This window comes from Bordetella genomosp. 6 (assembly GCF_002119705.1).
Lineage (GTDB): Bacteria > Pseudomonadota > Gammaproteobacteria > Burkholderiales > Burkholderiaceae_B > Bordetella > Bordetella bronchiseptica_F.
The window spans coordinates 1,177,153-1,200,493 of record NZ_CP021107.1 but is presented as its reverse complement, the minus strand read 5'-3'; the positions used below and the strand labels follow the sequence as shown (position 1 = coordinate 1,200,493).

Below are 23,341 nucleotides of genomic sequence, written 5' to 3'. Positions count from 1 at the left end.
GGCCGACCATGACATTCACCGATCTGTTCGTGCGCCGCCCGGTGCTGGCCCTGGTGGTCAGCACCCTGATCCTGCTGCTGGGCCTGCGCGCCACCGGCGAACTGCCGGTGCGCCAGTACCCGCTGACCGAAAACACCACCATTACCATCACCACCCAGTACCCGGGCGCCTCGCCCGAGCTGATGCAGGGTTTCGTGACCCAGCCCATCGCCCAGGCCGTGGCGACGGTCGAGAACATCGACTATCTCTCGTCCTCGTCCACGCAGGGGCGCAGCCTGATCACCGTGCGCATGAAGCTGAACGCCGACTCCAACAAGGCGCTCACCGAGATCATGGCCAAGGTCAACCAGGTCAAGTACCGGCTGCCGCGGGAGATATACGACCCGGTCCTGGCCAAGTCCTCGGGCGAGGCCACCTCGGTGGCCTACGTGGGCTTTTCCAGCAAGACCATGCCGATTCCCGCGCTGACCGATTACCTGCAGCGCGTGGTGCAGCCGCAGCTCTCGTCCATCGACGGCGTGGCCAGCGTGGACCTGTACGGCGGCCAGACCCTGGCGATGCGCGTCTGGCTCGACCCCGCCCGCATGGCCGCGCGCGGCATCTCGGCGGGCGAGATCGCGCAGGCGCTGCGGGACAACAACGTGCAGGCCGCGCCCGGCCAGACCAAGGGGCTGTACGTGGTATCGAACATCCAGGTCAATACGGACCTGAACAGTCTGGCCGATTTCCGCGACATGGTGGTGCGCCAGGTCGACGGCGCCGTCGTGCGGCTGGGCGACGTGGGCACGGTGGAACTGGGCGCCGCCTCGTACGACTCCAGCGCCCGCATGGACGGCGAGAAGGCTGTCTACTTCGGCCTGAACGCCACGCCGGTCGGCAATCCGCTGACCATTGTCGAACGCATCAACGCCCTGCTGCCCGGCATCAAGCAGAACCTGCCGCCCGGCGTCGAAGTGCAGGTTCCCTTCGAGCTGGCGCGCTTCATCAATGCCTCGATCGACGAAGTGCGCAACACGCTGCTCGAGGCGGTGCTCATCGTGGTGGCGGTGATCTTCCTGTGCCTGGGTTCGCTGCGCGCGGTGCTGGTCCCGGTGGTGACGATTCCGCTGTCCATGCTGGGCGCGGCCGCCATCATGCTGTCCCTGGGATTTTCCATCAATCTGTTGACGCTGCTGGCGATGGTGTTGGCCATCGGGCTGGTGGTCGACGACGCAATCGTCGTGGTGGAGAACGTGCATCGCCATATCGAGGAGGGCAAGTCGCCGGTGCACGCCGCCCTGGTCGGGGCGCGCGAGGTGGCCGGGCCGGTGATCGCCATGACCCTCACGCTGGCCGCCGTGTACGCGCCCATCGGCCTGATGGGAGGACTGACCGGTTCGCTGTTCAGGGAATTCGCCTTCACGCTGGCCGCGGCCGTGGGCGTGTCGGGGGTGATCGCCCTCACGCTTTCGCCCGTGATGAGTTCGTTCCTGCTGAACAGCCGCGTATCCGACGGCTGGATGGCGCGCAAGGCCGAGCACTTCTTCCAGCGCCTGGGCGACGCCTATGGGCGCGTGCTCGATGTGTCGCTGCGCCATCGCTGGGTGACCGGCCTGATCGCCGTCGTGGTGCTGGCGAGCCTGCCGGTGCTGTACGGCAGCGCGCAGCGCGAGCTGGCGCCGGTGGAAGACCAGGCCATGATCCTGACCGCCGTCAAATCGCCCCAGCACGCCAATATCGACTACGTCGAGCAATTCGGCCAGAAGTGGGACGCCGTCATGCGGGAAATTCCCGAGCAGAACGGCCGCTGGCTCATCAACGGCTCGGACGGCGTGGCCAACAGCATCGGCGGGGTGAACCTGGTTACGTGGCAGGAGCGCGAACGCTCGGCCGACGAGATCCAGGGGGATCTGCAAAACCGCGTCAACGCGATCGAGGGCAGCAACACCTTCGCCTTCCAGCTGCCGTCGCTGCCCGGCTCGACCGGCGGCCTGCCGGTGCAGATGGTGCTGATGAGCGCGGCCGACTACCGCGTGGTCTACGACGCCATGGAAAACCTGAAACAGGCCGCGCGCGCAAGCGGCCTGTTCATGGTGGTCGACAGCGACCTGGACTACAACAATCCGGTGGTGCGGGTGGACATCGACCGCGCCAAGGCCAACAGCCTGGGCGTCACCATGAAGGCCATCGGCGATACGCTGGCCGTGCTGGTGGGCGAAAACTACGTCAATCGCTTCGGCATGGACGGGCGCTCGTACGACGTGATTCCGCAAAGCCCGCGCGGCATGCGCCTGACGCCGCAGTCGCTGGGCCAGTTCTACGTCAAGAGCGCCAGCGGCGCGCAGGTGCCGCTGGCCACGCTGGCGAAAATCTCGATGGGCGTCGAGCCCAACCGGCTGACCCAGTTCGACCAGCTCAACTCCGCCACCTTCCAGGCCATTCCCATGCCCGGCGTGACCATGGGCGACGCCGTGCAGTTCCTTACCGAACAGGCGCGCCTGCTGCCGCCGGGCTTCAGCCATGACTGGCAGTCCGACGCTCGCCAGTACAGCCAGGAGGGCTCGGCGCTGGTGGTGACGTTCCTGTTCGCCATCATCGTCATCTACCTGGTCCTGGCCGCCCAGTACGAAAGCCTGCGCGATCCGCTGATCATCCTGATCAGCGTGCCGATGTCGATCTGCGGCGCCCTCATCCCGCTGGCGCTCGGCATGGCCACCATCAACATCTATACCCAGATCGGCCTGGTGACCCTGATCGGCCTGATCAGCAAGCACGGCATCCTGATGGTGGAGTTCGCCAACGAGATGCAGGCGCATGCCGGGCTGGATCGCCGCGCCGCCATGGAGCGGGCCGCGCGCATCCGGCTGCGCCCCATCCTGATGACGACGGCCGCCATGGTGGTGGGCCTGGTCCCGCTGCTGTTCGCCAGCGGCGCCGGCGCGCATAGCCGCTTCAGCCTCGGGCTGGTGATCGTGGTGGGCATGCTGGTGGGCACCCTGTTCACCCTGTTCGTGCTGCCCACCATGTACACCCTGCTGGCGCGCGACCACCGCGCCGCCGGCCAATCCGCGCGCGCCCGCGAACTGGCGCGGCTGGACGCCCGGGCGGGCGCCGCCTCCCCCGCACACGAGACCGCATCATGACGCATTCCGCCCCGACGACTCTTGCACGTAACGCCGGCGCGCTGCTTGCCGCGCTGGCGCTGGCCGGCTGCGCTGTAGGGCCGCGGTACCAGGCGCCCACGCCCGCGCCGGTGAAGCTGGCCAGCCCCGAGCAGGCGCTGTTCTCGGCCGACCAGGTACAACGCGACTGGTGGCGCCAGCTGCAGGATGCCCGGCTGGACGCCTTGATCGGCCTGGCGCTGGCGCGCAATCTCGATATCCGCCAGGCGCAGGCGCGCCTGCGCGAAGCGCGCGCCGCGCTCGACGAAAAGGAGCTGGACCGCTGGCCGACCGTGACCGCGGCCGGCGGCTACACGCGCAGCCTGTCGCAGATCAACCCGGGCCCCGACCAGCGCAACCTCGCGCAAAGCTACCGCGCGGGTTTCGACGCGACCTGGGAAATCGATCTGTTCGGCCGGCTGCAACGGCGGGCCGAGGCCGCGGCCGCGCGCGACCAGGCCGCCGCCGCCGACCTGGCCCAGACGCGCCTGGTGGTGGTGGCCGAGCTGGCGCGCAACTATTTCGAGATGCGCGGCGCCGAGCAGCGCCTGGCCGTGGCGCGCGCCAACCTCGCCACCCAGCAGGAAACGCTGCGCGTCACCGCGGCGCTGGTGGAAACCGGCCGCGGCTATGCCGGCGACCTGGCCAGCGCGCGTGCCGAGCTGGCCGGCACGCGGGCGCTGCTCGCGCCGCTGGAGACCCAGCGGCGCCTGGCCCAGTACCGCATCGCCGTCCTGGCGGCCATGCGGCCCGCCGAACTGGGCGAGCTGCGCCAGGAGCGACCGCTGGCGCCGCTGGCCGCGCAACTGCCCATCGGCGACGTGGCCATGCTGCTGCAACGCCGCCCCGACGTGCGCGCCGCCGAGCGCCTGCTGGCGGCCACCAACGCCGATGTCGGCGCCATCACCGCCGAACTGTATCCGCGCATCGACCTGGGCGGATTCCTCGGCTTCATTGCCTTGCGCGGCGGCGACCTGGCGCAGGCCGGCAGCAAGGCCTTCGCGCTGGCGCCGACGATCAGCTGGCCGGCGCTGCACCTGGGCAGCATCCAGGCGCAACTGCGCGCCAGCCAGGCCCGGCACGACGCGGCGCGGGCGCGCTACGAGCAGGTGGCGCTGCAGGCCATCGAGGAAGTGGAAGGCGCATTGACGCGCTACGGGCAGAACCAGCAGCGGCTGCGCGACCTGCTCGACAGCGCCACGCAGAGCCAGCGCGCCGCCGACCTGGCGCAAACGCGCTATCGTGAAGGGGCCGCGCCGTATTTGACGGTGCTGGACGCGCAGCGTACTCTTTTGCGCGCACAGGATGCCGTGGCGCAATCCGAGTCGGAGTCGTATACCAGCCTGGTCGCGCTCTACAAGGCCCTGGGCGGAGGCTGGAATGCCGACGCCGCCGCGCCCGCCCGTTCCGACCGCACCGCCGCCCTGCCGGCCAGCCCCTGAGACGCCCACCGCCATGCCCGACCAATCCGCCCCTGCCAGCACGCACTGGGTCCCGCACCAGCCGGCCGAGCGCATTCTCATGACGCTAAAGACGCGCGGCCCGCAAGGCATCGCGGCCATCGCCGAGGTGCTGGACGTGACGGCCGAGGCGGTGCGCCAGCAAATGGCGCGCCTGCAGGTCGAAGGCCTGGTGGACGCCGAAACGCGTTCGGCCGGCCGCGGCCGGCCCACCCAGATATGGCGGCTCACGCAGGCCGGCCATGCGCGCTTTCCGGACATGCACGCCGAGATGACCGTGCAGATGCTGGGCGCGGTGCGCCAGGTTTTCGGCGAAAGCGGGATCGACAAGCTGATCGGCGCGCGCGAGGCCAGCATGCGCGCCAGCTACGCCGAGGCCATGCAGGGCGCCAACGGCCTGCGCGAGCGCCTGGAGCGCCTGGTGGCCGTGCGCAGCCGCGAAGGCTACATGGCCGAATTGGTCGCCACCGACGATGGCTACCTGCTGGTGGAGAACCACTGTCCCATCTGCGCGGCGGCGCAAGCCTGTATGGGTTTCTGCCGCAGCGAACTGGACCTGTTTCGCGAGGTCATCGGCCCGCAGGCTCAGATCGAGCGGGCCGAGCACATCCTGGCCGGCGCGCGCCGCTGCGCCTATACGGTCAGGCCGTTGCGCCGGACCGCCTGAAAGCGCGCCCCGGCGGCAGCGCCGCCAGGGGCCATGCCGGCGCTCAGTCGACCAGCTTGAGGGTGCCCTTCATCAGGGCGCCATGGCCGGGGAACGAGCAGAAGAACGTGTAGTCATCGCCCGCGGCCAGCTTGGCCACGTCGAACGTCACCGAATCCGACTCGCCGCCGCCCAGCACCTTGGTGTGCGCAAGCACGCGCGTATCGCCGGCTTTCAGGTACTGGTTGTCCAGGCCCGCGGCTATGCCATCCTTCTCGACCGCCTGCATGTCGGCCGTCTTGGTCAGCACCCAGTTGTGCCCCATGACGTTGCGGGGCAGCTTGCCGGTGTGCTTGAGGTTGACCGTGAACTGCTTGCACGACTTGCTGACCTCGATGGCCTTCTTGTCGAACTGCATCTGGTCCGTGCCGGCGATGTCCACCGAGCATTCGGCCGCGAGAACCGGCGCGCTGAACGCCGCCATCAAGGCCATGCCACCCAATACCTGCTTGAACATAACGTCCTCCATCAACACATTGTGCGACGCGCGACCGCGCATCGGGCAATCCCTACTTTACGCCCCCGCGCGCGCAAAGGGAAAGGCGCGCGGCGCGCCCGTTTGCGCGCCATCAAACAATGGGGCCGGCCCGCGCCGCGCCGCGAAATCCATGCAGGGACAAGGGGAATGGCAACGCGGACTACATCTCGCCCAGGCGCATCAGACGCCGGATATGGTCGCGTTGCGCGCGCAGGCGCGGCAGGACCTCGGCCTCGATGCGCGGCATGTCGTAGTCGTCGTCGTTGACGGACAGGCCCAATGAAAGACCGCGCGCCTGGCTGGAGAAGAGCGCGACCCCCACGGTGGTGACCTTGCGCTCGGGATATCGGGCGATCGCCCACTGGTCTTCGGGCAGGTCCAGCGCCGAGCACAGCGCGCTGGCCGGCGGCAGCGCATTGCCCACGCGCAGATTGACCACCAGGATCTTGCGCCGCTCGGCCTCCGAACTGGCCCGCGCGATGATGATGACCTCGTCCTTGCTGCGCTCGCCGATATTGGCCGTGCCCGCGCATTGGTCCGCCAGGTCCTGCAAGGCGGACTGGATCACATCGTTGACCCCGGTATTGGCCAGCGCGGCGAAGCCGATCTCCAGCAGCTGGGGCGTCAACGACCACAAGGTGCCTTCCTTGCGCACATAGCCTTCGCTCTCGAGCGTGGTCAGAAAGCGCAGCACGGTGGAGTGCGGCAGGTCGACCGCCTTGGACAAGGCGGTGAGCGATTGCCCGGGACCGCTGCGGAAACTGCGCAGCAGCGCTAGACACCTCTGGACCGAGCGATTATCATTCATTTGACCACTGCATGAAAATATTGTTCACCTAGCGGAAAGTTTAAGCGACTCGCAGGTACTTTGCAAGCGTTTATCGACTTTGCGCCACATCGATGGGGGCACCATGGGGTACAGGGTAGGCGTCGATATCGGCGGCTCATTCACCGATTTCGCCGTGTTCGACGAAGACAGCGGCGAAATCAAGAGTCTCAAGGTCTTTTCGCGGCCCGACCAGCCGGGCGAAGAAGTCATCGCCGGGGTCCGCATGCTGGGCGAGCGCTACGGCATCCAGCCCGCGCAGATCACTTACTTCACGCACGGCACCACGGTCGGCATCAATACGGTCATCCAGCGCAAGGGCCTGAAGCTGGCGCTGTTCACCACCGAGAACTTCAGCGACGTGCTCGAACTGGCGCGGCTGAAAACCCCCGACATGTATCACCTGCTGTCGCGGCGGCCCGCGCCGCTGGTCAAGCGCAGCATGGTGTTCGGCATCGCCGAGCGCATGGGGCCCGACGGCACGGTGCGCGCGCCGCTGGACGAGGCCAGCGTGGAGCGCGCGGTCCGGCAGGCGCTGGACGCGGGCGCCGAAGGCATCGTGGTCTCGCTGCTGCACGCGTACCGCAACCCGGCGCATGAACTGCGCGTGCGTGAAATCGCCGAAGCGCTGGCGCCGGGCCTGCCGGTGTCGTGTTCCAGCGAGACCTGGCCCATCATCCGCGAATACGAGCGCACCATCACCGCCGTGATCGGCGGCTATGTGCAGCCGCGCGTCGCCCATTACCTGACGTCGCTGCAACAGGCGCTGAAGAACGCCGGCGTGCAGCCCGAGCCGCGCCTGACCAAATCCAACGGCGGCGTGATGACCGCCGAGCAGGGCAAGCGCGATTGCGTGCAGATGATCCTGTCGGGCACCGCCGCCGGCGTCATCGGCGCCAGCCACGTCGCGGCAACGGCCGGCCTGCCGCGCTGCCTGAGCCTGGACATCGGCGGCACCAGCGCCGACATCGCGGTCATCGTCGACGGCAAGCCGCAATACGGCGTGGGCGAGCTGATCGGCGATTTCCAGATCTACATTCCGTCCGTCTCGGTTTCCTCGGTCGGCGAAGGCGGCGGCTCCATCGCCTGGGTGGACCCGCTGGGCGTGCTCAAGGTGGGTCCGGAAAGCGCGGGCTCGCATCCGGGCCCCGCCTGCTATCGGCGCGGGGGCACGCGCGCCACCATTACCGACGCTTTCGTCTGCTGCGGACTGGTCGGCCATTCCGAACTGGGCTACCAGGCCGTCACGGTCGATGCCGACGCCTCGCGCCAGGCGGTGGGCGAGCTGGCCGACAGGCTGGGCCGCGGCATCGAGGAAACGGCCGAGGCCATCATCCAGATCGCCGTCTCCGGCATGTACTCGGAAGTCAGCGGCCTGGTGTCGCGCTACGGCATCGATCCGCGCGAGTATGCCGTACTGGCCTTCGGCGGCGCGGGCCCGATGCTGGGCTGCTTCCTGGCGCGCGAACTCAAGGTCCGCGAGATCGTGGTTCCGCCCTCGCCCGGCACCCTCAGCGCGCTGGGCGGACTGATCGCCGACCTCAAGAGCGACTTCCTGAAAACCGTGTACACCGACCTCAGCGCCGACCGGCTGGCCTTCGTGCGCGACGAGTTCGCCACCCTGGCCGAGCGCGCGCGCCAATGGCTGGCGCAGGAACAGGGACACGCCGAGGAAGCCGAACTGGTGTACTCGGCCGAAATGCGCTATCGCGGCCAGTCGTACGAGATCGATACCGTGCTGGACCCGGCCCACATCGAGGCCGGCGACGTGCAGGCGGTGGGCCAGGCCTTCCACGACATGCACCGGCGCCTGTACGGGCATGCCGACGAGCAGGCCCCGGTGCAGATCGTCAGCCTGCGCGTGGTCATCGCCGGCAACAACGACAAGCCGTCCTTCCCGCGCCATGCGCTGCGCCCAGGCACGCCGCGCACCGAACGCAAGGTGCGCGTCTGGCTGGACGGCGCCTGGCACGAGGTGCCGCTGTACGCACGCACCGCGCTGGCGGCGGGCCAGCAGTTCGCCGGCCCGGCCATCGTGACCCAGGACGACTGCACCACCGTCATCCCGGCCGACTATGCATGCCGGGTCGACGAGTACGCCAATCTGCGCATCACCGAAGGAGCCGCGTCGTGACCGTGGACAATTTCCGCCTGCAAGTGCTCGCCAACCACTGCACCGCCGCCGCCGAGGCGATGGGCTATACGTTGATGCGCACCGCCTATTCGACTTTCGTGAAGGAAACCGAGGACTTCTCGGCGCAACTGATGACGCCGGCGGGCAAGACCTTTGCCTCGCCCAAGACCTTCGGCGCGACCTGGTACACCGGGCTGGACTATGGCCGCGTCATCGCCATGTTCGACGATTACCGCGAAGGCGACATCTATCTGACCAACGATCCGTACAGCGGTTTCGTGGCCACCCATACCCCGGACATGCACGTCTGGAAGCCGGTGTTCCGCGACGGCCGCCTGGTCTGCTTCGTCGGCAGCCACATCCACAATACCGACATGGGCGGCGCCGTGCCGGCGTCGCTGTCGCGCACCCTGACCGAGGTCCACCAGGAGGGCCTGCGCATCCCGCCCATGCTGCTGGCGCGCGACGGCGTCATCGACGAGAAAGTGCTGCGCATCATGGAAGTCAACGTGCGCATGCCGGAGCAGAACCGCGGCGACCTCAACGCGCAGATCGCGGCGCTCAATGTCGGCGAGCGCAAGGTGCACGAGATCATCGACCGGTTCGGCGTGGACGAATTCATGCAGGGCGCCGAGGCCATCCTCGATTACGCCGAGCAACAGACGCGCGCCCTGATCCGCGAAATCCCGGACGGCGAGTACCGCTTCGCCGAGTACGCCGACGAAGATACCGTGGGCGGCTACCCGTGCCGCATCCATATCACGCTGCGCGTGCGCGGCGACGAACTGGAACTGGATTTCACTGGCAGCGACCCGCAGGTCGCCTCGTCGCTGAACGTTCCGACCGGCGGCGACGGCCACCATTCGGTGATCACGGTCGGCCTGATCTACGTCATGCATACCCTGGCGCCGCGCAACGTGCTCAACGCCGGCAGCGTGCGGCCCTGCCATGCCGTCCTGCCGGAAGGCACGGTGGTCAACCCGCAGGCGCCGGCGGCGGTGGGCATGCGCAGCCTGATGGCGGCGGTCATCCAGGCCTGCACCTTCGGCGTCTTCAGCCGCGCCATGCCCGATCGCCTGCCGGCCTGCCCGGCCGGCGGCTCGACGCTGCTCAACGTCAAGACCGCCACGCGCGAAGGCCGCCAGGTGCTGTCGTCGATCGGCCCCTGCGGCGGCGGCGCCGGCGGCGGGCCGGAATACGACGGCGTCGAAGGCTGCGGCGCCAACAACGCCTTCCTGAAGAACACGCCCGTGGAGATCAACGAAGCCGAGGTGCCGATCGAGATCATCCGCTACGGCCTGGTGCCGGACACCGGCGGAGCCGGCCGCCAGCGCGGCGGCAACGCGGCCACGATGGAATTCCGGCTGCTGGCGCCCAACGGCGTGGTCACGGCGCGCAACCGCAACCGCTCCGAGCTGGCGGCCTGGGGCGTCATGGGCGGCAAGGCGGGCGCCAACTCGCGCTTCATCCGCAACCCCGACTCCGACGCGCCGGAGGAGCTGCGCAACAGCGACCTGGTCAACTGCGCGCCAGGCGACGTCATTCGCCTGCAGGGCCCGGCCGGCGGCGGCTACGGACACCCCCACGAACGGCCGGTCGAGCAGGTGGTGGAGGACGTGCGCTGCGGTTTCGTGTCGCGCCAGCGCGCGCGCGAGGCCTATGGCGTCGCGGTGCGCGCGGACCTCAGCGTGGACGAGGCGGCCACCCGCGAACTGCGTCGCGCCGACCGGGGCGGCCCGGAGCATTTCGACCATGGCCCGGGCCGCGCTCGCTTCGAGGCGGTCTGGACGCCAGCGCGCTACGACGCGATGACGCGCATCATGGCGGCGCTGCCCGTCAGCTGGCGACATTTCGTCAAGCACCAGATGTTCGCGGCGCTGGCCGGCTCGGCCCCGCCGCAGGACGGCGGCGCGCAGGATATCGAGCGGCTCTATGCGCAATTGAGCCAGCGCTACGCGGACCTGCCCTCGCCGCAGGCGATTGCCGCGGCCAGCGGCGCGGCCGCCTGAGTGCCCAGCCATGCGGGAGCCGGACATGGCCGCGTCGAGGGATATCTTTGCGCCGGATTTTCGCCGGCGGCCCTACTGGTGGGAGGGCTACGAGCCGCCCGAATGCGGCGAGGACGCCCTGCCCGCCGGCGCCGACGTGCTCATCGTGGGCGGCGGCTACACCGGCGTGTGCTGCGCCCTGGCCCTGCGCGAGGCCGGCATCGAGGCCGTGGTGCTGGAGGCCGGCCGCCCTGGCGAAGGCGCCAGCACCCGTTCGGGCGGGCAGGTGTCGGGCGGCGTCAACGTGCAGAAAAAGGCGCTCGCCGCGGTCGGCGAAAGCGCCGGCCAGCGCGCCGAACGCCTGGCCGCGCGGCTGCGCGACGCCGCGGCCTCGATGGCCTATGTCGAATCATTGATCGAACGGCACGCCATCGAGTGCGGCTGGCACCGCACGGGGCGGCTCACCACCATGTGGGTGCCCGCGCACTACCAAAGCTGGCAGGCGCGCCTGGACCAGCTCAATGCCTGCACCGGATCGCAGGCGCGCATGATCCCGCGCGAGGAGCTGGCCGCCGAGATCGGCTCGTCCGTGTACCACGGCGCCGCGCTGATCGAGCACGCCGGCCACCTGCAACCCGCCCAGCTCTATGGCGGCATGCTGCGGGCGGCGCGCGACGCGGGCGCGCGCGTGTTTGGCCGCACGCCGGTCGAACGCATCGAGCGCCGCGCCGGCGGCTACGACGTCCATACCGCGCGGGGCGCCGTGCGGGCCGGCCAGGTGGTCATCGCCACCAACGGTTATACGGGCGCCAACCTCGGCGGCCTGAAGCGCCGCATCGTGCCGGTGTGCACCCACATGATCGCCACCGAAGCGCTGTCGCCGGATCTCGCCGCCAGCCTGCTGCCGACCAATCGGGCCGTGTCCGAGTCGCGCCGCGTCGTCAACCACTACCGGCTCTCGCCTGACGGGCGACGGCTGCTGTTCGGCGGACGCGCGCGCTTCGTACCCACCGACGAGGCGACCACCGCCCGGCTGCTGTACCGCGCCATGCTCAAGCGCTTTCCGCAACTGGCCGGCACGCGCATCACCCATAGCTGGGGCGGCAACGTCGCCATGACGCTGGACTCGATGCCCCACATCGGCGGCGCCGACGGCCTGCATTACGCGCTGGGCTGCAATGGCAGCGGCGTGGCCATGATGAGTTACCTGGGCCACTGCGTCGGCCGCAAGATCGCCACGCAGTCGGGCGAACCGATCAACGCATTCGATATGGGGGAAATTCCAGGCCATCCTTTCTACTTCGGCAACCCGTGGTTCCTGTTCGCGATCGGCAGCTGGTACCAGGCGCGGGATGCCTACGACCACTGGAGGGCCCGCTGAACAGCGGGCGCAGACACCGGCTTTCGCTCATCCACCCGGCCAGGGCCTCGCACCGTCCGGATGCCCCGGCCGCCGAAGCGGACCGGCAAAATATCTATGGAGCGCTCCATGAACAATCAGCGTCGCAATGCATTGAGAGTACTGACCGGCCTGTGCGGAGCCGCCGCCCTGCCCCGGCTTGCCCTGGCGCAGGCAGGCGCCTACCCCGCCGGCCCGGTCACCGTCGTCGTGCCGTACGGCTCGGGCGGCAGCACCGATGTCATCGCCCGCCTGCTGGTCAACGACGTCAGCGAACGCCTGGGCGGCAAGTTCATTGTCGAGAACAAGCCCGGCGCGGCCGGCAACATCGGCACCCGCCAGGTCGGCATTTCCCGCCCTGACGGCACCACCCTGCTTTATTCCACGGCCACGCCGTTCTGCATCAACCCGTACGTCTACCGCACCCTGCCCTTCGATCCCGACAAGGATTTCGCGGCCGTCTCGCGCACCGCCAAGCTGCCCCTGGTGCTGGTGGTCAACGCCGGCCTCGGCATCAAGACCCCGCAGGCCTTCATCGACTACCTGCGCAACAACCAGCAGCAGTGCAGCTACAGCTCGTATGGCATCGGCACGTCCAGCCACATCGCCAGCGCGATCTTCACCAAGAAGATCGGCGCGCCGGGCGTGCTGCATGTTCCCTACAAGGACATGACGGCGATGTCCGACCTGGCGGCCGGACGCAATACCTTTCACATCGACGCCTGGTCGGTCGTCGACCCGCTGGTCAGGGCCGGCAAGCTGACCGCCCTGGCCGTCTCCAGCGCCGAGCCCCTGCCCTGGGCCCCCAAGCTGCCGACCATCGCCAGCGTGATCGGCAGCGACTACGAAGTCGTCACCTGGCATGCGGTGTTCGCGCCGCGCAAGACACCGGCGGAGATCGTCCAGAAGCTGAACCACGAGTTCCAGCAGACCATCGCCAAGCCTTCGGTACAGAAGACCTACGTGGACCAGGGCTTTCTGACCTACCCGCCGGCCACCCCCGCCGAAATCGACGCCTTCGTGCAGCAGGACAAGCAGCGCTGGAAATCGTTCGTGGAAGCGGCCGGCATCACGCCCAGCTGAGCCACCCCGGGCAGCGCCCACCGGCCGGCGACGGCCCCGCGCGCCCTCGGGCGCGGGGCCGTCGCCGCGTTCAGATGCGAAACGCCACGGTGGGATCGGACCGGACCTTGTCCAGCAGACCGGTTTCCCAGCTCAGGTACTGGTGCATGGCCTCCTCGATGCCGGTCTCGCGGTCATAGGGCCGGTACCAGACATCGATCACCTCGGTCAGGAACCGCGGCGCGTCGCCGCGCAGCCGGTCCGCCCCCAGCGCCGAAGTGCCCCCCTTCAGATAGGCGGCCCGATAGCCCAGCGCGGCGGCGTCGGCCGCCGCCAGCCGCGAGACGCGGCCGTCCGTGCACGTGAACAGCAGCGGCCCGGCGGGCTTGCGCTGCGCCAGCAAGGCCGGCAGGCGCGAGCGCGGCGCCCAGGCGGCGCCGGCCAGATGGGCGGCGCGATAGGCACGCGAATCCCCCACGTCGATAATCACGGCGTCCGCCGCGATGGCATCGACCGGCACGCCGCGCTCATCGTCGCACTCGACGCGCGGCGGCGCGACCAGCGCCGCCGCCTCGGGCCGGTGCAGGTAGACTTCCCAGCCCATCTGGTGCAGCCAGCCGGCGGTCATCGGCGCCTGCACGCCGTCGGTGTCGAACACCACGATGCGCGCATTGCGCACCGGCGCGTAGTGATCCGTCTGCTGGACCAGCTGCCCTCCGGGCGCGGCCACGGCACGCGGCAGCGTCGCCCGCGCCGAGCATGACGGATCGCGCGCGTCGAACAGGTACGTGGTGCGATAGGGATTGGACAGCATGTCCTGCAGCTCGCCCGCGTCCAGCGTGACGATGGACATGCCCCGAGCCCATGCCTGCGCCGCCTGCGCGGCGCCGGCGGCGACCGGGCGATCCAGGTAGCTGGCGGACTTGCCGCGCTCCAGCGGCAGGCCGGCCAGGTGCTGGCCCATCGTGCCGTTCTCCAGGGCGCGCACATCCGTCTTGCCGGCATTGCGCAGCGACTGCGCGCCGATGATGGAGCGGGTGCGGCCGGCGCAGTTGACGACGATGGGGCCGGCATGGTCCAGCGCGCGCGCCACCAGCTCGGCGCCCGGGCACGAATAGGCGCCCGGCACCGACATCAGGTTGAATTCCTGTTCGGTGCGGCTGTCGAGCACCAGCACGTCCTCGCGCCGCCGCAGCGCGTCGAGCTCGACGGCGCTGATGCTGGGCGTGCCGTAGACGTGTTCGGCCACTTCGCCAAAAGCCTTGCTGGGCACGAAAACGCCGGTATACACCGGCAGGCCGGCGGCATTCCAGCCCGGCTGTCCGCCCTGCAGCACCGCCACATTGTGGTAGCCGCGCTGGTGCAGCAGGCGCACCGCCTGCTCGGCCAGGCCGTCGGCGTCGTCGATCACCACGATGCGCACGTGCGGCGACGGCAGCCCGTCGGCGACGCGCAGTTCGAACACCGACAGCGGCATGGACGCGGCATGGAACAGGTGCCCCTGGGTATAGACGCCGTTCTCGCGCACGTCCAGGATGGCAAGCTCGCCGCCGTCGGTCAGCATCTCGTACAAGTCACGCGGCGCGATCCAGGGCGCGTAGGTCTCCGGCACCGCCATGAAGCGCGTATAGGCGCCGCCTTCTTCCGTGGCGAAATTGATACGCCCGCTGAGCGTGTCGAGCGCGCGGCCGTACAGATGCAGGTGCAGCGAATCCTCCTCGGACACCACTTCGATCGTGTGGAACACCTCGCCGCTCAGGCAGGCGGCGTTGCCCCGCACCACGGTCAGGGCGTCGATCTGGCGCAAGGCGCCGAAGCCGGGGCGCGAGCCATCGTCGGTGCGCTCGAAGAATACGTTGTGCTCTTCGCCGTATACGCCGGCGATCACCGCCCAGGTGGTGTGGTCATGCGGCGGCTGCTTCTTGCCGGTCTTGCCCGCCGACGCGTACAGGGCCAGGTCGCCGCCCTCGCCGCGCCACAGCTGGTACAGCCCGCCGGGCTTGCCGGCCCGGATCGGGAATTCATGGCGCGGAAACAGCTCGTCGCGCTCGCCCAGGGCGACCAGCACCGGGCTGATCGCCTCGCGCAGCGCCTCGCCGTCGAGCTGCCCCGCCAGGCGGCCGATCTGCGCCATGGCGTCTTTCACCGCGTCGTAACGTTGTTGCATCGTAGTCATCATCTGCTCTCCTGTCGGCATGCTTACTCAACCTTGATGTTCTGGTCGCGGATCAGGCGCTTCCACAGCTGCGTCTCCGAGTCGATCAGCTGGCTGAACGCCTGCGGCGTGCCGACGTCGGGCGTCATGCCCAGGTCCTTGACGCGCCTGGCGATCTCCGGCTCGGCCATCAGCTTGGCGAAGATCTGCTGGTAACGATCCACGATGGGCTGCGGCGTGCCCGGCGGCGCGATGACGCCCAGCCAGTTGGTCACCTCGTAGCCCGGCACGGTCTCGGCCACCGTCGGCACGTCGGGAAAACGCGGCTCGCGCTGGCGGGTGGTGGTGGCGATGGCGCGCAGCCGGCCGGCGGCGATCAGTTCATGGGTGGCCGTGTCGCCGAACCCGATGTCGGTCTCGCCGGCCATGGTGGACATCAGCGCCGGGCCGCCCCCTTTGTAGCCGATCTCGCGCAGCCGGCTGCCGGTCATGGCATTGAGCAGATGGCCGGTCATCGAGTTCGAGGTGCCCACGCCCACCGACGAATAGGTCACGTCGCCACTCTTGCTGCCGTCGATCACGTCCTGCACGCTGTTCCAGCGGCTTTCTCCCGGCTTGGTCACCAGCATGTAGCCCATCTGCACCAGCAGATTGACCGGGGTCAGCTTCTTGGGGTCATAGGAAATCTGGCGCAACTGCGGCCAGATTGTCAGCACGCCCGGACCTGACCAGGTGATGGTGCGGCCGTCGGGCCGCGCGTTGGCGACGAACTCGGTCGCGATCAAGCCGCCGGCGCCCGGCTTGGGCATGACGATGAGCGGCTGGCCCAGCTCCTCGGCCATGCGGGCCTGCAGCACCTGGGCCAGGGCATAGTGCCCGCCACCGGCGCCATAGCCCAGGATCAGCGTCACCGGGCCGTCAGGCTGCCAGGGCCCGGCCTGCTTGTCCTGCGCCCCGGCGGTCCAGGGCAGTACCGCGACGGCGGCGGCGGCCAGATACTTGGCGAGAGTATGTTGCATGGTATTTCCCCATCGTTTCTTCGTTGAAAAAGACCGCGCGCCGCGGGCGCGGGCCGAACGCAACCACCGGCGCCGCCCGCGGCGCCGGACCTGCTCGAATCGGAATGGACTGGAACCGTGAAGCTGCGCCTCAGCCGGCGCCGATGTCCGCCTGGTCCCATTGCGTTGCCACGAATGCCACGCGGTCGCCGGTATGCACCACCGGATCGCGTCGCATGCCGATGACGATGCAGTCGGTATCCAGAACGACCTCCTCCACCTCGGCGCCATGCAGATCCATGATGCGGCCCAGCGGCGCGCCGGCCGGCACGATCTGGCCGGCCCGCCCGGCCGCCAGGAACAGCCCTCCATGGCGCGCCATCACCCAGCGGCGCCGGGTCACCCGGCGCACGCTGGCGGGCGCCGCGGCGCCGGCGGATGCGCCGCTGTCGATGAGGCCCAGGTGGCCCGCCAGGCGCAGCAGCCCGGTCAACGCCTGCTCGACGTTCTCCGGCGTATACCAGCTGCCCTGGCCCAGCTCGACCATGAACGCCGGCACGTCGATGGCCAGGCATTGGTAATCCAGCCCGCCGGCGATGTTGCCGGGCAGCTCGCCCGCGCCGCCCACATCCATGCGGCAGCTGACAGAGGGCTCGAAGAACGAGGTCATGCGCAGCAGTTGCGCTTCGGTGACCGCGCTGCCCGGGAAGACCTTGTAGACACAGTACGGCTTGCTGTCATGGATCGAGCCCATCGTGTGCATGTTGACCAGGCACGAGGCCACCGCGCGCACTTCCTGGAACAGGGCATGGGCCATGTGGTTGGTCACCATCCCCTGCGGATTGCCCGGGAAAGTCTGGTCCAGGTCCTGCAGGTCCTGCGGCGCCGTCTTGGTGCGGTTGTCCAGCCCCAGGGGGTTGGCCGTGGGCGTGATGACCAGGCTGCCCGACAGCGCGGCCGGATCCACCCGGCGGCCCAGCTCCACCGCGGCGATCACGCCGTTGAGTTCATTGCCATGCACCTGTCCGTTGACCCACAGGCAGGGCCCGGACGCCGCCCCCTTGATCACCGTCACCGGGATGGCGATGGCCATGCCCGAGCTCATGGTGCCCACGGGCAGGTAGTCATGCGCCACGGTTCCCGGCTGCATGCCGGACAGCAGATCCTGTATTTTCGACACGGTTCAATCCTCCCTGCGCAGCGCCTGGTCCAGGTCGCGCTTCAAGTCTTCGACGTCTTCCAGCCCGATATGCAGCCGCACCAGCGGCCCGGCGTACTCCCTGCCCGCCAGGCTGCGCTTGCCGGCGGTGTCGGCCGGCAGCACCAGGCTCTCGTAGCCGCCCCAGCTCGCGCCGATGGCGAACAACGTCAGCCGGTCGATGAAGGCGTCGCGCTGCGCCGGGCTGCAGGGTTGGAGTTCGATGGTCAGCAAGCCCGAGGCGCCGCGCATCTGCCGGCGCCACAGCGCGTGGTCGGGATGCTGCGGCAGCGCCGGATACAGCACCTGCGCCACCCGCGGATGCCCGGCCAGCCATTGCGCCACGTCCAGCGCGTTGCGGTAGTGCGCCGCCATGCGCACCCCCAGCGTGCGGATGCCGCGCGTGGCCAGATAGGCGTCGTCGGGACTGATGGACAAGCCTTGCGCGGCCGCTTCCGTACGGATGGCCAGCCACAGTTCCGGATCGTGCGCCGTCACGGTCCCCATCATGACGTCCGAATGGCCCACCAGGTACTTGGTGGCGGCATGGATGGAAACATCGATACCGTGCTCGAACGGCTGCAGGAATACCGGCGTCGCCCACGTGTTGTCGGCCACCACCTTGGCGCCGACCGCGTGCGCGGCGGCGGCGATGCTGGCGAAATCCTGCATTTCCATGGTCAGCGAGCCAGGGCTCTCGCAGTACACGACCGAGGTATCGGGCCGGACCAGATGCTCGACCTCCGAACCGGTGTAGTACTCGACCCGCACGCCGCGCGGCGCCAGCACCTTTTCGCAGAACTCGCGGCACGGGTAATAGACGTTGTCCGGCACCAGGATGTGCGAGCCCGGGCGGGCCAGGGTATTGAGGGTCGTGGCGATGGCCGAAACGCCCGAGGGCGTGAGTACCGCCCGGTGGCCGCCCTCGATGGCGGCCACCAGGTTCTCCAGCTCCTTGACGGTGTGCGTGCCGAGCCGGCCGTAGCGCACGTGGTCGAACTTCGCGCCACGGGTTGCCTTGTACTCGGCCATGGACTCGAATACAACGGTTGAGGTGCGGTAGACGGGCGTGTTCACCATCCCCTTGTGCGCCTTCGGGTCGCGACCGCCATGGGTCAGCAGCGTATCGAACTTCATGAGCACCTGCAGAAGTGAAAGTGTTCCGACGGGCCCGCCCGCGGCGCGACAGCCGGCGCCCGGGCAGGAGCGAAATGCGCGTCCGCGCCCGCGCATGCATCGGGCACAGACAACGAAGGGGATTCTAGGTAGCCGGCGCGGCACCTACCAATGAAAGATTTTCCTGAACCATTAAAATGATTAATAAATCAAAACAGGGGATACGCTCCGTGCGCCATCTGGACATGCAGCAGTTGCGCACTCTGGTGACCATTGCGCAGACTGGCAGCTTTTCGGCCACCGCCGAAAAGCTGTTCAAGACACAGCCGGCCATCACCCACCAGATGCATCAGCTGGAAGCGACGCTGGGCACCGCCCTGTTCGAGAAGCAGGGGCGCAGCCGCGTCCTGACCGAGGACGGGCAGAAGATGCTCAAGTACGCAAGCCAGGTGCTGGCGCTCAACGACGAGGTTTTCCGCGTTTTCCAGGAACGCCTGCAGGGCACGCTGCGCATCGGCTCGCCGCACGACGCCGTCGAGACCCTGCTGCCCTCCATCCTGCGGCAGGCCAGCCAGGCGCTGCCGCAGCTGAACATCGACGTCTGCATAGACCGCGCGCCGCGGCTGTTCGAGCTGCTGCAGCGTGGCGAAATCGACATGGCCATCTCGGCCCGCTTCCACCAGGAATTCGAGGGGCTGATCCTGAAACGCTCGCCGGTGGTCTGGCTATGCGCCGCGGACTATGTGCACCGCCCCGACAAGGCCTTGCCGCTGATCCTGGCCGACGGCTCCAGCATCTACCGCGAAATGGCCCTGGCGGCGCTGGAGCAGCACCACATACGCTGGACGGTCACCCGTATCGTGCCCGACCTGGTCGGCATCAAGGCGGCGATCCGCGCCGGGCTGGGCGTCACCCCGCGCAGCATCGACCTGCTCGCGCCCGACATGCGCATGCTGGGCGAGGCCGACGGCCTGCCGCCGCTGCCCGAGATGACCTATCACCTGTGGATACGCCCGCATGCGGACGATTCGCCCGCGCGCCAGGCCTACGAGATGCTGCGCCAGGCCTGGGAGCTGGTCGACGCGGTGCCGGCGGCGCGCGCCGACCCGGCTGCGGGCTGACGGCGGCGTCCCCACGGTTTCACAGTTCAGGCCCGTTCCCGCTCGAACCGGCCATCCAACCCAAGGAAGACACACATGGATCTCGGCATTGCAGGACGATGGGCGCTGGTATGCGGCGCCAGCAAGGGGCTCGGCCATGGCTGCGCAAGCGCGCTGCTGCAAAACGGCGTCAACGTCGTCATCAACGCGCGCAACGACGGCGCCTTGCAGGACGCGGCGTCCGCGCTGCGCAAGGACGCCGAAAACTGGGCCCGGCAAGCGGGCGGCCAGGCAGGCAAGGTCATCGCCGTCGCCTGCGACATCACCACCGAGCAAGGCAGGCAGGCCGCGTTCGAGGCACCGGGCGGGCCCGGGCTGGACTTCGATATCGTGGTGACAAACGCCGGCGGCCCGCCGCCGGGGCAATACCAGGACTGGGACCGCGATGACTGGATCAAGGCGATCGACGCCAACATGCTGACGCCGATCGCGCTGGTCAAGGCCACCGTGGACGGCATGCAGGCGCGCCGCTTCGGGCGCATCGTCAACATCACCTCTACCGCCGTGAAGGCGCCGATCGCCACGCTGGGATTGTCCAATGGCGCCCGCTCCGGCCTGACCGGCTTTATCGCCGGCCTGGCGCGCTCGGAGATCGCGGCCCGAGGGGTGACCATCAACAACATCCTGCCGGGCAGGTTCGACACCGACCGGCTCAAGAGCACGATGCGCGTCGCGGCGCAGGCGTCCGGCAAAGGCATCGAAGCGCTGCGCGAGGAACAGCAACGGAGCATCCCCGCCGGCCGCTTCGGCCGTCCCGACGAGTTCGGCGCGCTCTGCGCTTTCCTGTGCAGCGTGCACGCCGGCTATATCACCGGGCAGAACATGCTGATCGATGGCGGCGCGTACCCGGGCACCTACTGAGCGTCCGCGCACGGACCGGAGTGCCGGCTCCTGCGCGAGGGGCCGGCACCGCCGGATCCCGGGCCTGTCGCTCAGCCATCGGCCGGCGCGGCCAGGATCGCCTGCGCGCGCTTGAGCAGCGGGCCGTCGACCATCTGCCCCTCGAATTCGATCACGCCCACGTGCCGGCCCAGCGCCTCTTCATAGGCCGCGACCAGCCGCCGCGCGAAATCGCGCTCCCGCGGCGTAGGCGAGAACACCTGGTGCGCCAGCCTGACCTGCGCCGGCGTGACGCAGGTCTTGCCGCCGTAGCCCAGCTCGCGGCCCTGCGTGGCGTCGGCCAGGTAGTGCGCGTCGTTGCGGATATCGACCACCGCCTGGTCGATCGCCTGCAGGCCCGCCGCCTTGGCCGCCATGACCACCATCGAGCGCGCGGCCAGCACCTCCTGGCCCTGCGGCGTGCGGCGACCGCCGATGCTGCTGGCGTAGTCTTCGGCGCCGAAATACACGGCTCCCACGTCCAGGTCCGGCCGGCTGACCCTGGCCGCCGCCTGCACGCCGCGCACGCTTTCCAGTCCGCAGACGACGAACCGGCGCGCCCGCGCCGGATGGATGGCCGCGAGCCGGGCGACGTGGTGATGGGCAGGCCACAGCTGGCCGGGCTCTTCCACCTTGGGAATGACGACAGCGTCGATGCCGGCGTCGAACGCGGCCGCCAGGTCATCCAGGTACAAGGGCGAGCCCGGCTCGTTCACGCGCACCGTCAACAGCCCGCCGTAGCCGCCCGCCCGGATCGCGCCCACCGCCTTGGGCAGCGCGGCGCGCGCGGCCACCTTGTCGGCGGACGGCGTGCCATCCTCCAGGTCGATGACGCAGCAATCAGCGCCGAAGCGGGGAAACTTGGCCAGCAGGTCGTGCCGGTTGGCCGGCGCAAGAAGCAAGGATCGAATCAGCTTGAGTGCCATGGGGTTCCGTCAGGTGGTGGGCGCGGGATACGGATGGCGTGCCGCGCTAGGCATGCCAGGCGCAGACTTCTTCCATCGGCGCCCGGTCGGTGCGATAGGCGTTCAAGGGCGAGGACTGCCGCTCGAAACCCAGCGAGATCCCGCAAATGATGGTCAGCGCGGGATCGATGTCGAAATGCCGGCGCAGCACCGGGGCATGCTGCGCCAGCGCGGCCTGGGGAATCGCCGCCACCCCGTGCGCCTGCGCGGCCAGGAGGAAATTGGCGATCCAGCCGCCGCAATCCACCAGGGCATAGGGGCCCAGATAGGCCGGCGTGGCCACCACCAGGCAATGCGGCGCGCCGAACAGCTCGAAGTTCTTCAACGAGAGCGCCCGCGACGCCTGCCGGTCACCCTTCTCGATGCCGGCGGCGGCATACAGCTGGAAGCCCGCCGCGCGCCGGCGGGCCAGATGCTCGTTCTCATAGGCGGCGGGAAACGGCATGTCGGGCTCGGCCGGCGCGCGGCCGGCCACCTGCGCCAGCGCTTCCTTCAGGCGCCGCGTGCTGTCGCCGCTACCGAGAAAGAGCCGCCAGGGCTGTGTGTTGCACCACGACGCGGTGCGCTGCGCCATCCGCAGCATGCGCGCGATCGTCTCCCGCGGCACGGCCTGCGGCAGGAAATCGCGGCAACTGTGCCGCTCGTCCAGCAAGGCCTGCAGAACCCCGGCCCGTTCCATCCCACTGTGCTCCATGGCTATTGCGGCTGGATGCCGGCGTTGCGGATACTTTTGCCCCAGGCCGCCTTCTGCTCGACCATGAACGTCGCGAACTCCGCCGCGCTGCTGGGAAACGGCTCCAGCCCCATCATGGCGAAGCGCTCCTTCACCGCCGGCTTGCCCAGGCTCTTGACGACCTCGGTGTTGAGCCGCTCGACGATCTCGGGCGCCATGCCCGGCGGCCCCATCAGCCCGCCCCAGGCCAGGTAATCGAAGCCGGGGAACTTCTCGCCCAGCGCGGGCAGGTCCGGCATCAGGCTGGAGCGCTTGTCGGACATCATCGCCAGCGGCCGAACCTTGCCATCGTTGACGAAGGCACGCGAGGAAGCGAGGTCCACGAACATGAAATCGAACTGCCCGCCTATCATGTCGACCAGCGCCGGCGGCGTGCTCTTGTACGGCACCGAAATCGCGGTGAAGCCGGCCGATTGCATCAGGTGCGCGTTGGCGACCTGCCCCGTCGCATTGCCATAGCCCATCGTGATCTTGCCGCTCGTTTTGACGAAGCGCACGAAATCATCCAGGCTCTTGATCGGCGACTGGCTGTTGACCGCCAGATAGAACGGAAAATCGGTCGTGCGCGCGATCGGCGTCACGCCCTTGATGGGGTCGTACGCGAGTTCCTTCATCACCCACGGGTTGGCCGAATAGGCGGAACTGGTACCCAGCAGCAAGGTATAACCGTCCGGCTCCTGCTTGCTGATGTATTCCGCGGCCACGTAGCCATTGGCGCCGGGCTTGTTCTCCACCACGATCGGGGCGCCCAGGCCCTTCTGCAGGTCTTCGACCAGGATGCGGGTCATCACGTCGGTTCCGCTGCCGGGCGCGAACGGCACGATCAGGCGGATCGACTTGCCAGGCGCGGGATAGACTTGCACGGCGCTGGCGGCGCCCGCGGCGACGGCCAGGCCCAGGAATACTGCGAATAGTTTTTTCATTTTGTCTCCCTCCTCCACACG

General features: G+C 68.9%; 18 protein-coding genes. 9 read left to right on the top strand and 9 right to left on the bottom strand.

Annotated elements, in window-relative coordinates; all coding sequences use genetic code 11:
* Nucleotides 1–8: 8 nt before the first annotated feature.
* The 3 genes from CAL11_RS05720 to CAL11_RS05710 are packed head-to-tail and all read left to right on the top strand — an operon-like array spanning nt 9 to nt 5,267.
* Nucleotides 9–3,122, top strand: coding sequence for a MexW/MexI family multidrug efflux RND transporter permease subunit (locus CAL11_RS05720; protein ID WP_086092385.1), 3,114 nt, complete (start codon nt 9–11; stop codon nt 3,120–3,122).
* Nucleotides 3,119–4,582, top strand: coding sequence for an efflux transporter outer membrane subunit (locus CAL11_RS05715; RefSeq protein WP_086092384.1), 1,464 nt, complete (start codon nt 3,119–3,121; stop codon nt 4,580–4,582). The genes CAL11_RS05720 and CAL11_RS05715 overlap by 4 nt, the downstream gene beginning before the upstream one ends.
* A gap of 13 nt (nt 4,583–4,595) precedes the next feature.
* Nucleotides 4,596–5,267, top strand: a complete 672-nt coding sequence (locus tag CAL11_RS05710; RefSeq protein ID WP_033462653.1) for a helix-turn-helix transcriptional regulator — start codon at nt 4,596–4,598, stop codon at nt 5,265–5,267.
* A 43-nt stretch (nt 5,268–5,310) separates the two neighbouring features.
* Here CAL11_RS05710 and azu read toward each other — a convergent pair whose 3' ends face one another.
* Together azu and CAL11_RS05700 are read right to left on the bottom strand one after the other, a co-directional pair.
* Nucleotides 5,311–5,805 (bottom strand): azurin, encoded by a 495-nt coding sequence (azu, locus tag CAL11_RS05705; RefSeq protein ID WP_003813974.1) that lies wholly within the window; start codon nt 5,803–5,805, stop codon nt 5,311–5,313.
* A gap of 139 nt (nt 5,806–5,944) precedes the next feature.
* Nucleotides 5,945–6,592: an IclR family transcriptional regulator gene (locus CAL11_RS05700; RefSeq protein ID WP_033462655.1), complete on the bottom strand. Its 648-nt coding sequence runs from the start codon at nt 6,590–6,592 to the stop codon at nt 5,945–5,947.
* A 103-nt stretch (nt 6,593–6,695) separates the two neighbouring features.
* Here CAL11_RS05700 and CAL11_RS05695 point away from each other — a divergent pair, with 103 nt between their 5' ends.
* The 4 genes from CAL11_RS05695 to CAL11_RS05680 all read left to right on the top strand — a co-directional run bounded on the left by CAL11_RS05695 (nt 6,696) and on the right by CAL11_RS05680 (nt 13,214).
* Nucleotides 6,696–8,744, top strand: coding sequence for a hydantoinase/oxoprolinase family protein (locus tag CAL11_RS05695; RefSeq protein WP_086094518.1), 2,049 nt, complete (start codon nt 6,696–6,698; stop codon nt 8,742–8,744).
* Nucleotides 8,741–10,753 (top strand): hydantoinase B/oxoprolinase family protein, encoded by a 2,013-nt coding sequence (locus CAL11_RS05690; RefSeq protein WP_033462656.1) that lies wholly within the window; start codon nt 8,741–8,743, stop codon nt 10,751–10,753. The genes CAL11_RS05695 and CAL11_RS05690 overlap by 4 nt, the downstream gene beginning before the upstream one ends.
* 25 nt (nt 10,754–10,778) lie before the next feature.
* A complete protein-coding gene (locus CAL11_RS05685; protein WP_033462739.1) occupies nt 10,779–12,113 on the top strand; it encodes an NAD(P)/FAD-dependent oxidoreductase in 1,335 nt (444 codons plus the stop codon).
* Between the two features lie 108 nt (nt 12,114–12,221).
* Nucleotides 12,222–13,214 (top strand): Bug family tripartite tricarboxylate transporter substrate binding protein, encoded by a 993-nt coding sequence (locus CAL11_RS05680; protein WP_033462659.1) that lies wholly within the window; start codon nt 12,222–12,224, stop codon nt 13,212–13,214.
* Nucleotides 13,215–13,284: 70 nt separating this feature from the next.
* Here CAL11_RS05680 and CAL11_RS05675 read toward each other — a convergent pair whose 3' ends face one another.
* From CAL11_RS05675 to metC, 4 genes are all read right to left on the bottom strand, one after another.
* Nucleotides 13,285–15,369: a rhodanese-like domain-containing protein gene (locus CAL11_RS05675; protein ID WP_086094517.1), complete on the bottom strand. Its 2,085-nt coding sequence runs from the start codon at nt 15,367–15,369 to the stop codon at nt 13,285–13,287.
* Between the two features lie 23 nt (nt 15,370–15,392).
* Nucleotides 15,393–16,367, bottom strand: a complete 975-nt coding sequence (locus CAL11_RS05670) for a tripartite tricarboxylate transporter substrate binding protein (protein ID WP_033462661.1) — start codon at nt 16,365–16,367, stop codon at nt 15,393–15,395.
* A 130-nt stretch (nt 16,368–16,497) separates the two neighbouring features.
* Complete coding sequence (locus CAL11_RS05665; protein ID WP_164872521.1) at nt 16,498–17,526, bottom strand: M14 family metallopeptidase; 1,029 nt, start codon at nt 17,524–17,526, stop codon at nt 16,498–16,500.
* 3 nt (nt 17,527–17,529) lie between these two features.
* Entirely contained in the window at nt 17,530–18,681 is a 1,152-nt protein-coding gene (gene metC / locus CAL11_RS05660) for a cystathionine beta-lyase (protein WP_086092383.1), read from the bottom strand.
* 176 nt (nt 18,682–18,857) lie between these two features.
* Between metC and CAL11_RS05655 the strand changes: the two genes are divergently transcribed.
* Nucleotides 18,858–19,781 (top strand): LysR substrate-binding domain-containing protein, encoded by a 924-nt coding sequence (locus CAL11_RS05655; RefSeq protein WP_080699740.1) that lies wholly within the window; start codon nt 18,858–18,860, stop codon nt 19,779–19,781.
* Nucleotides 19,782–19,856: 75 nt separating this feature from the next.
* Nucleotides 19,857–20,681, top strand: coding sequence for an SDR family oxidoreductase (locus CAL11_RS05650; RefSeq protein ID WP_086092382.1), 825 nt, complete (start codon nt 19,857–19,859; stop codon nt 20,679–20,681).
* Nucleotides 20,682–20,752: 71 nt separating this feature from the next.
* On the opposite strand, the gene CAL11_RS05645 is transcribed toward CAL11_RS05650, so the two are convergent.
* Genes CAL11_RS05645 through CAL11_RS05635 form a run of 3 tightly spaced genes read right to left on the bottom strand, consistent with a single transcriptional unit; the run spans nt 20,753 to nt 23,320 of the window.
* Complete coding sequence (locus tag CAL11_RS05645) at nt 20,753–21,625, bottom strand: HpcH/HpaI aldolase/citrate lyase family protein (RefSeq protein WP_086092381.1); 873 nt, start codon at nt 21,623–21,625, stop codon at nt 20,753–20,755.
* A 46-nt stretch (nt 21,626–21,671) separates the two neighbouring features.
* Nucleotides 21,672–22,343, bottom strand: coding sequence for a nitroreductase (locus CAL11_RS05640; RefSeq protein ID WP_230590269.1), 672 nt, complete (start codon nt 22,341–22,343; stop codon nt 21,672–21,674).
* Between the two features lie 17 nt (nt 22,344–22,360).
* Complete coding sequence (locus CAL11_RS05635; protein WP_086092380.1) at nt 22,361–23,320, bottom strand: Bug family tripartite tricarboxylate transporter substrate binding protein; 960 nt, start codon at nt 23,318–23,320, stop codon at nt 22,361–22,363.
* Between the last annotated feature and the right edge of the window lie 21 nt (nt 23,321–23,341).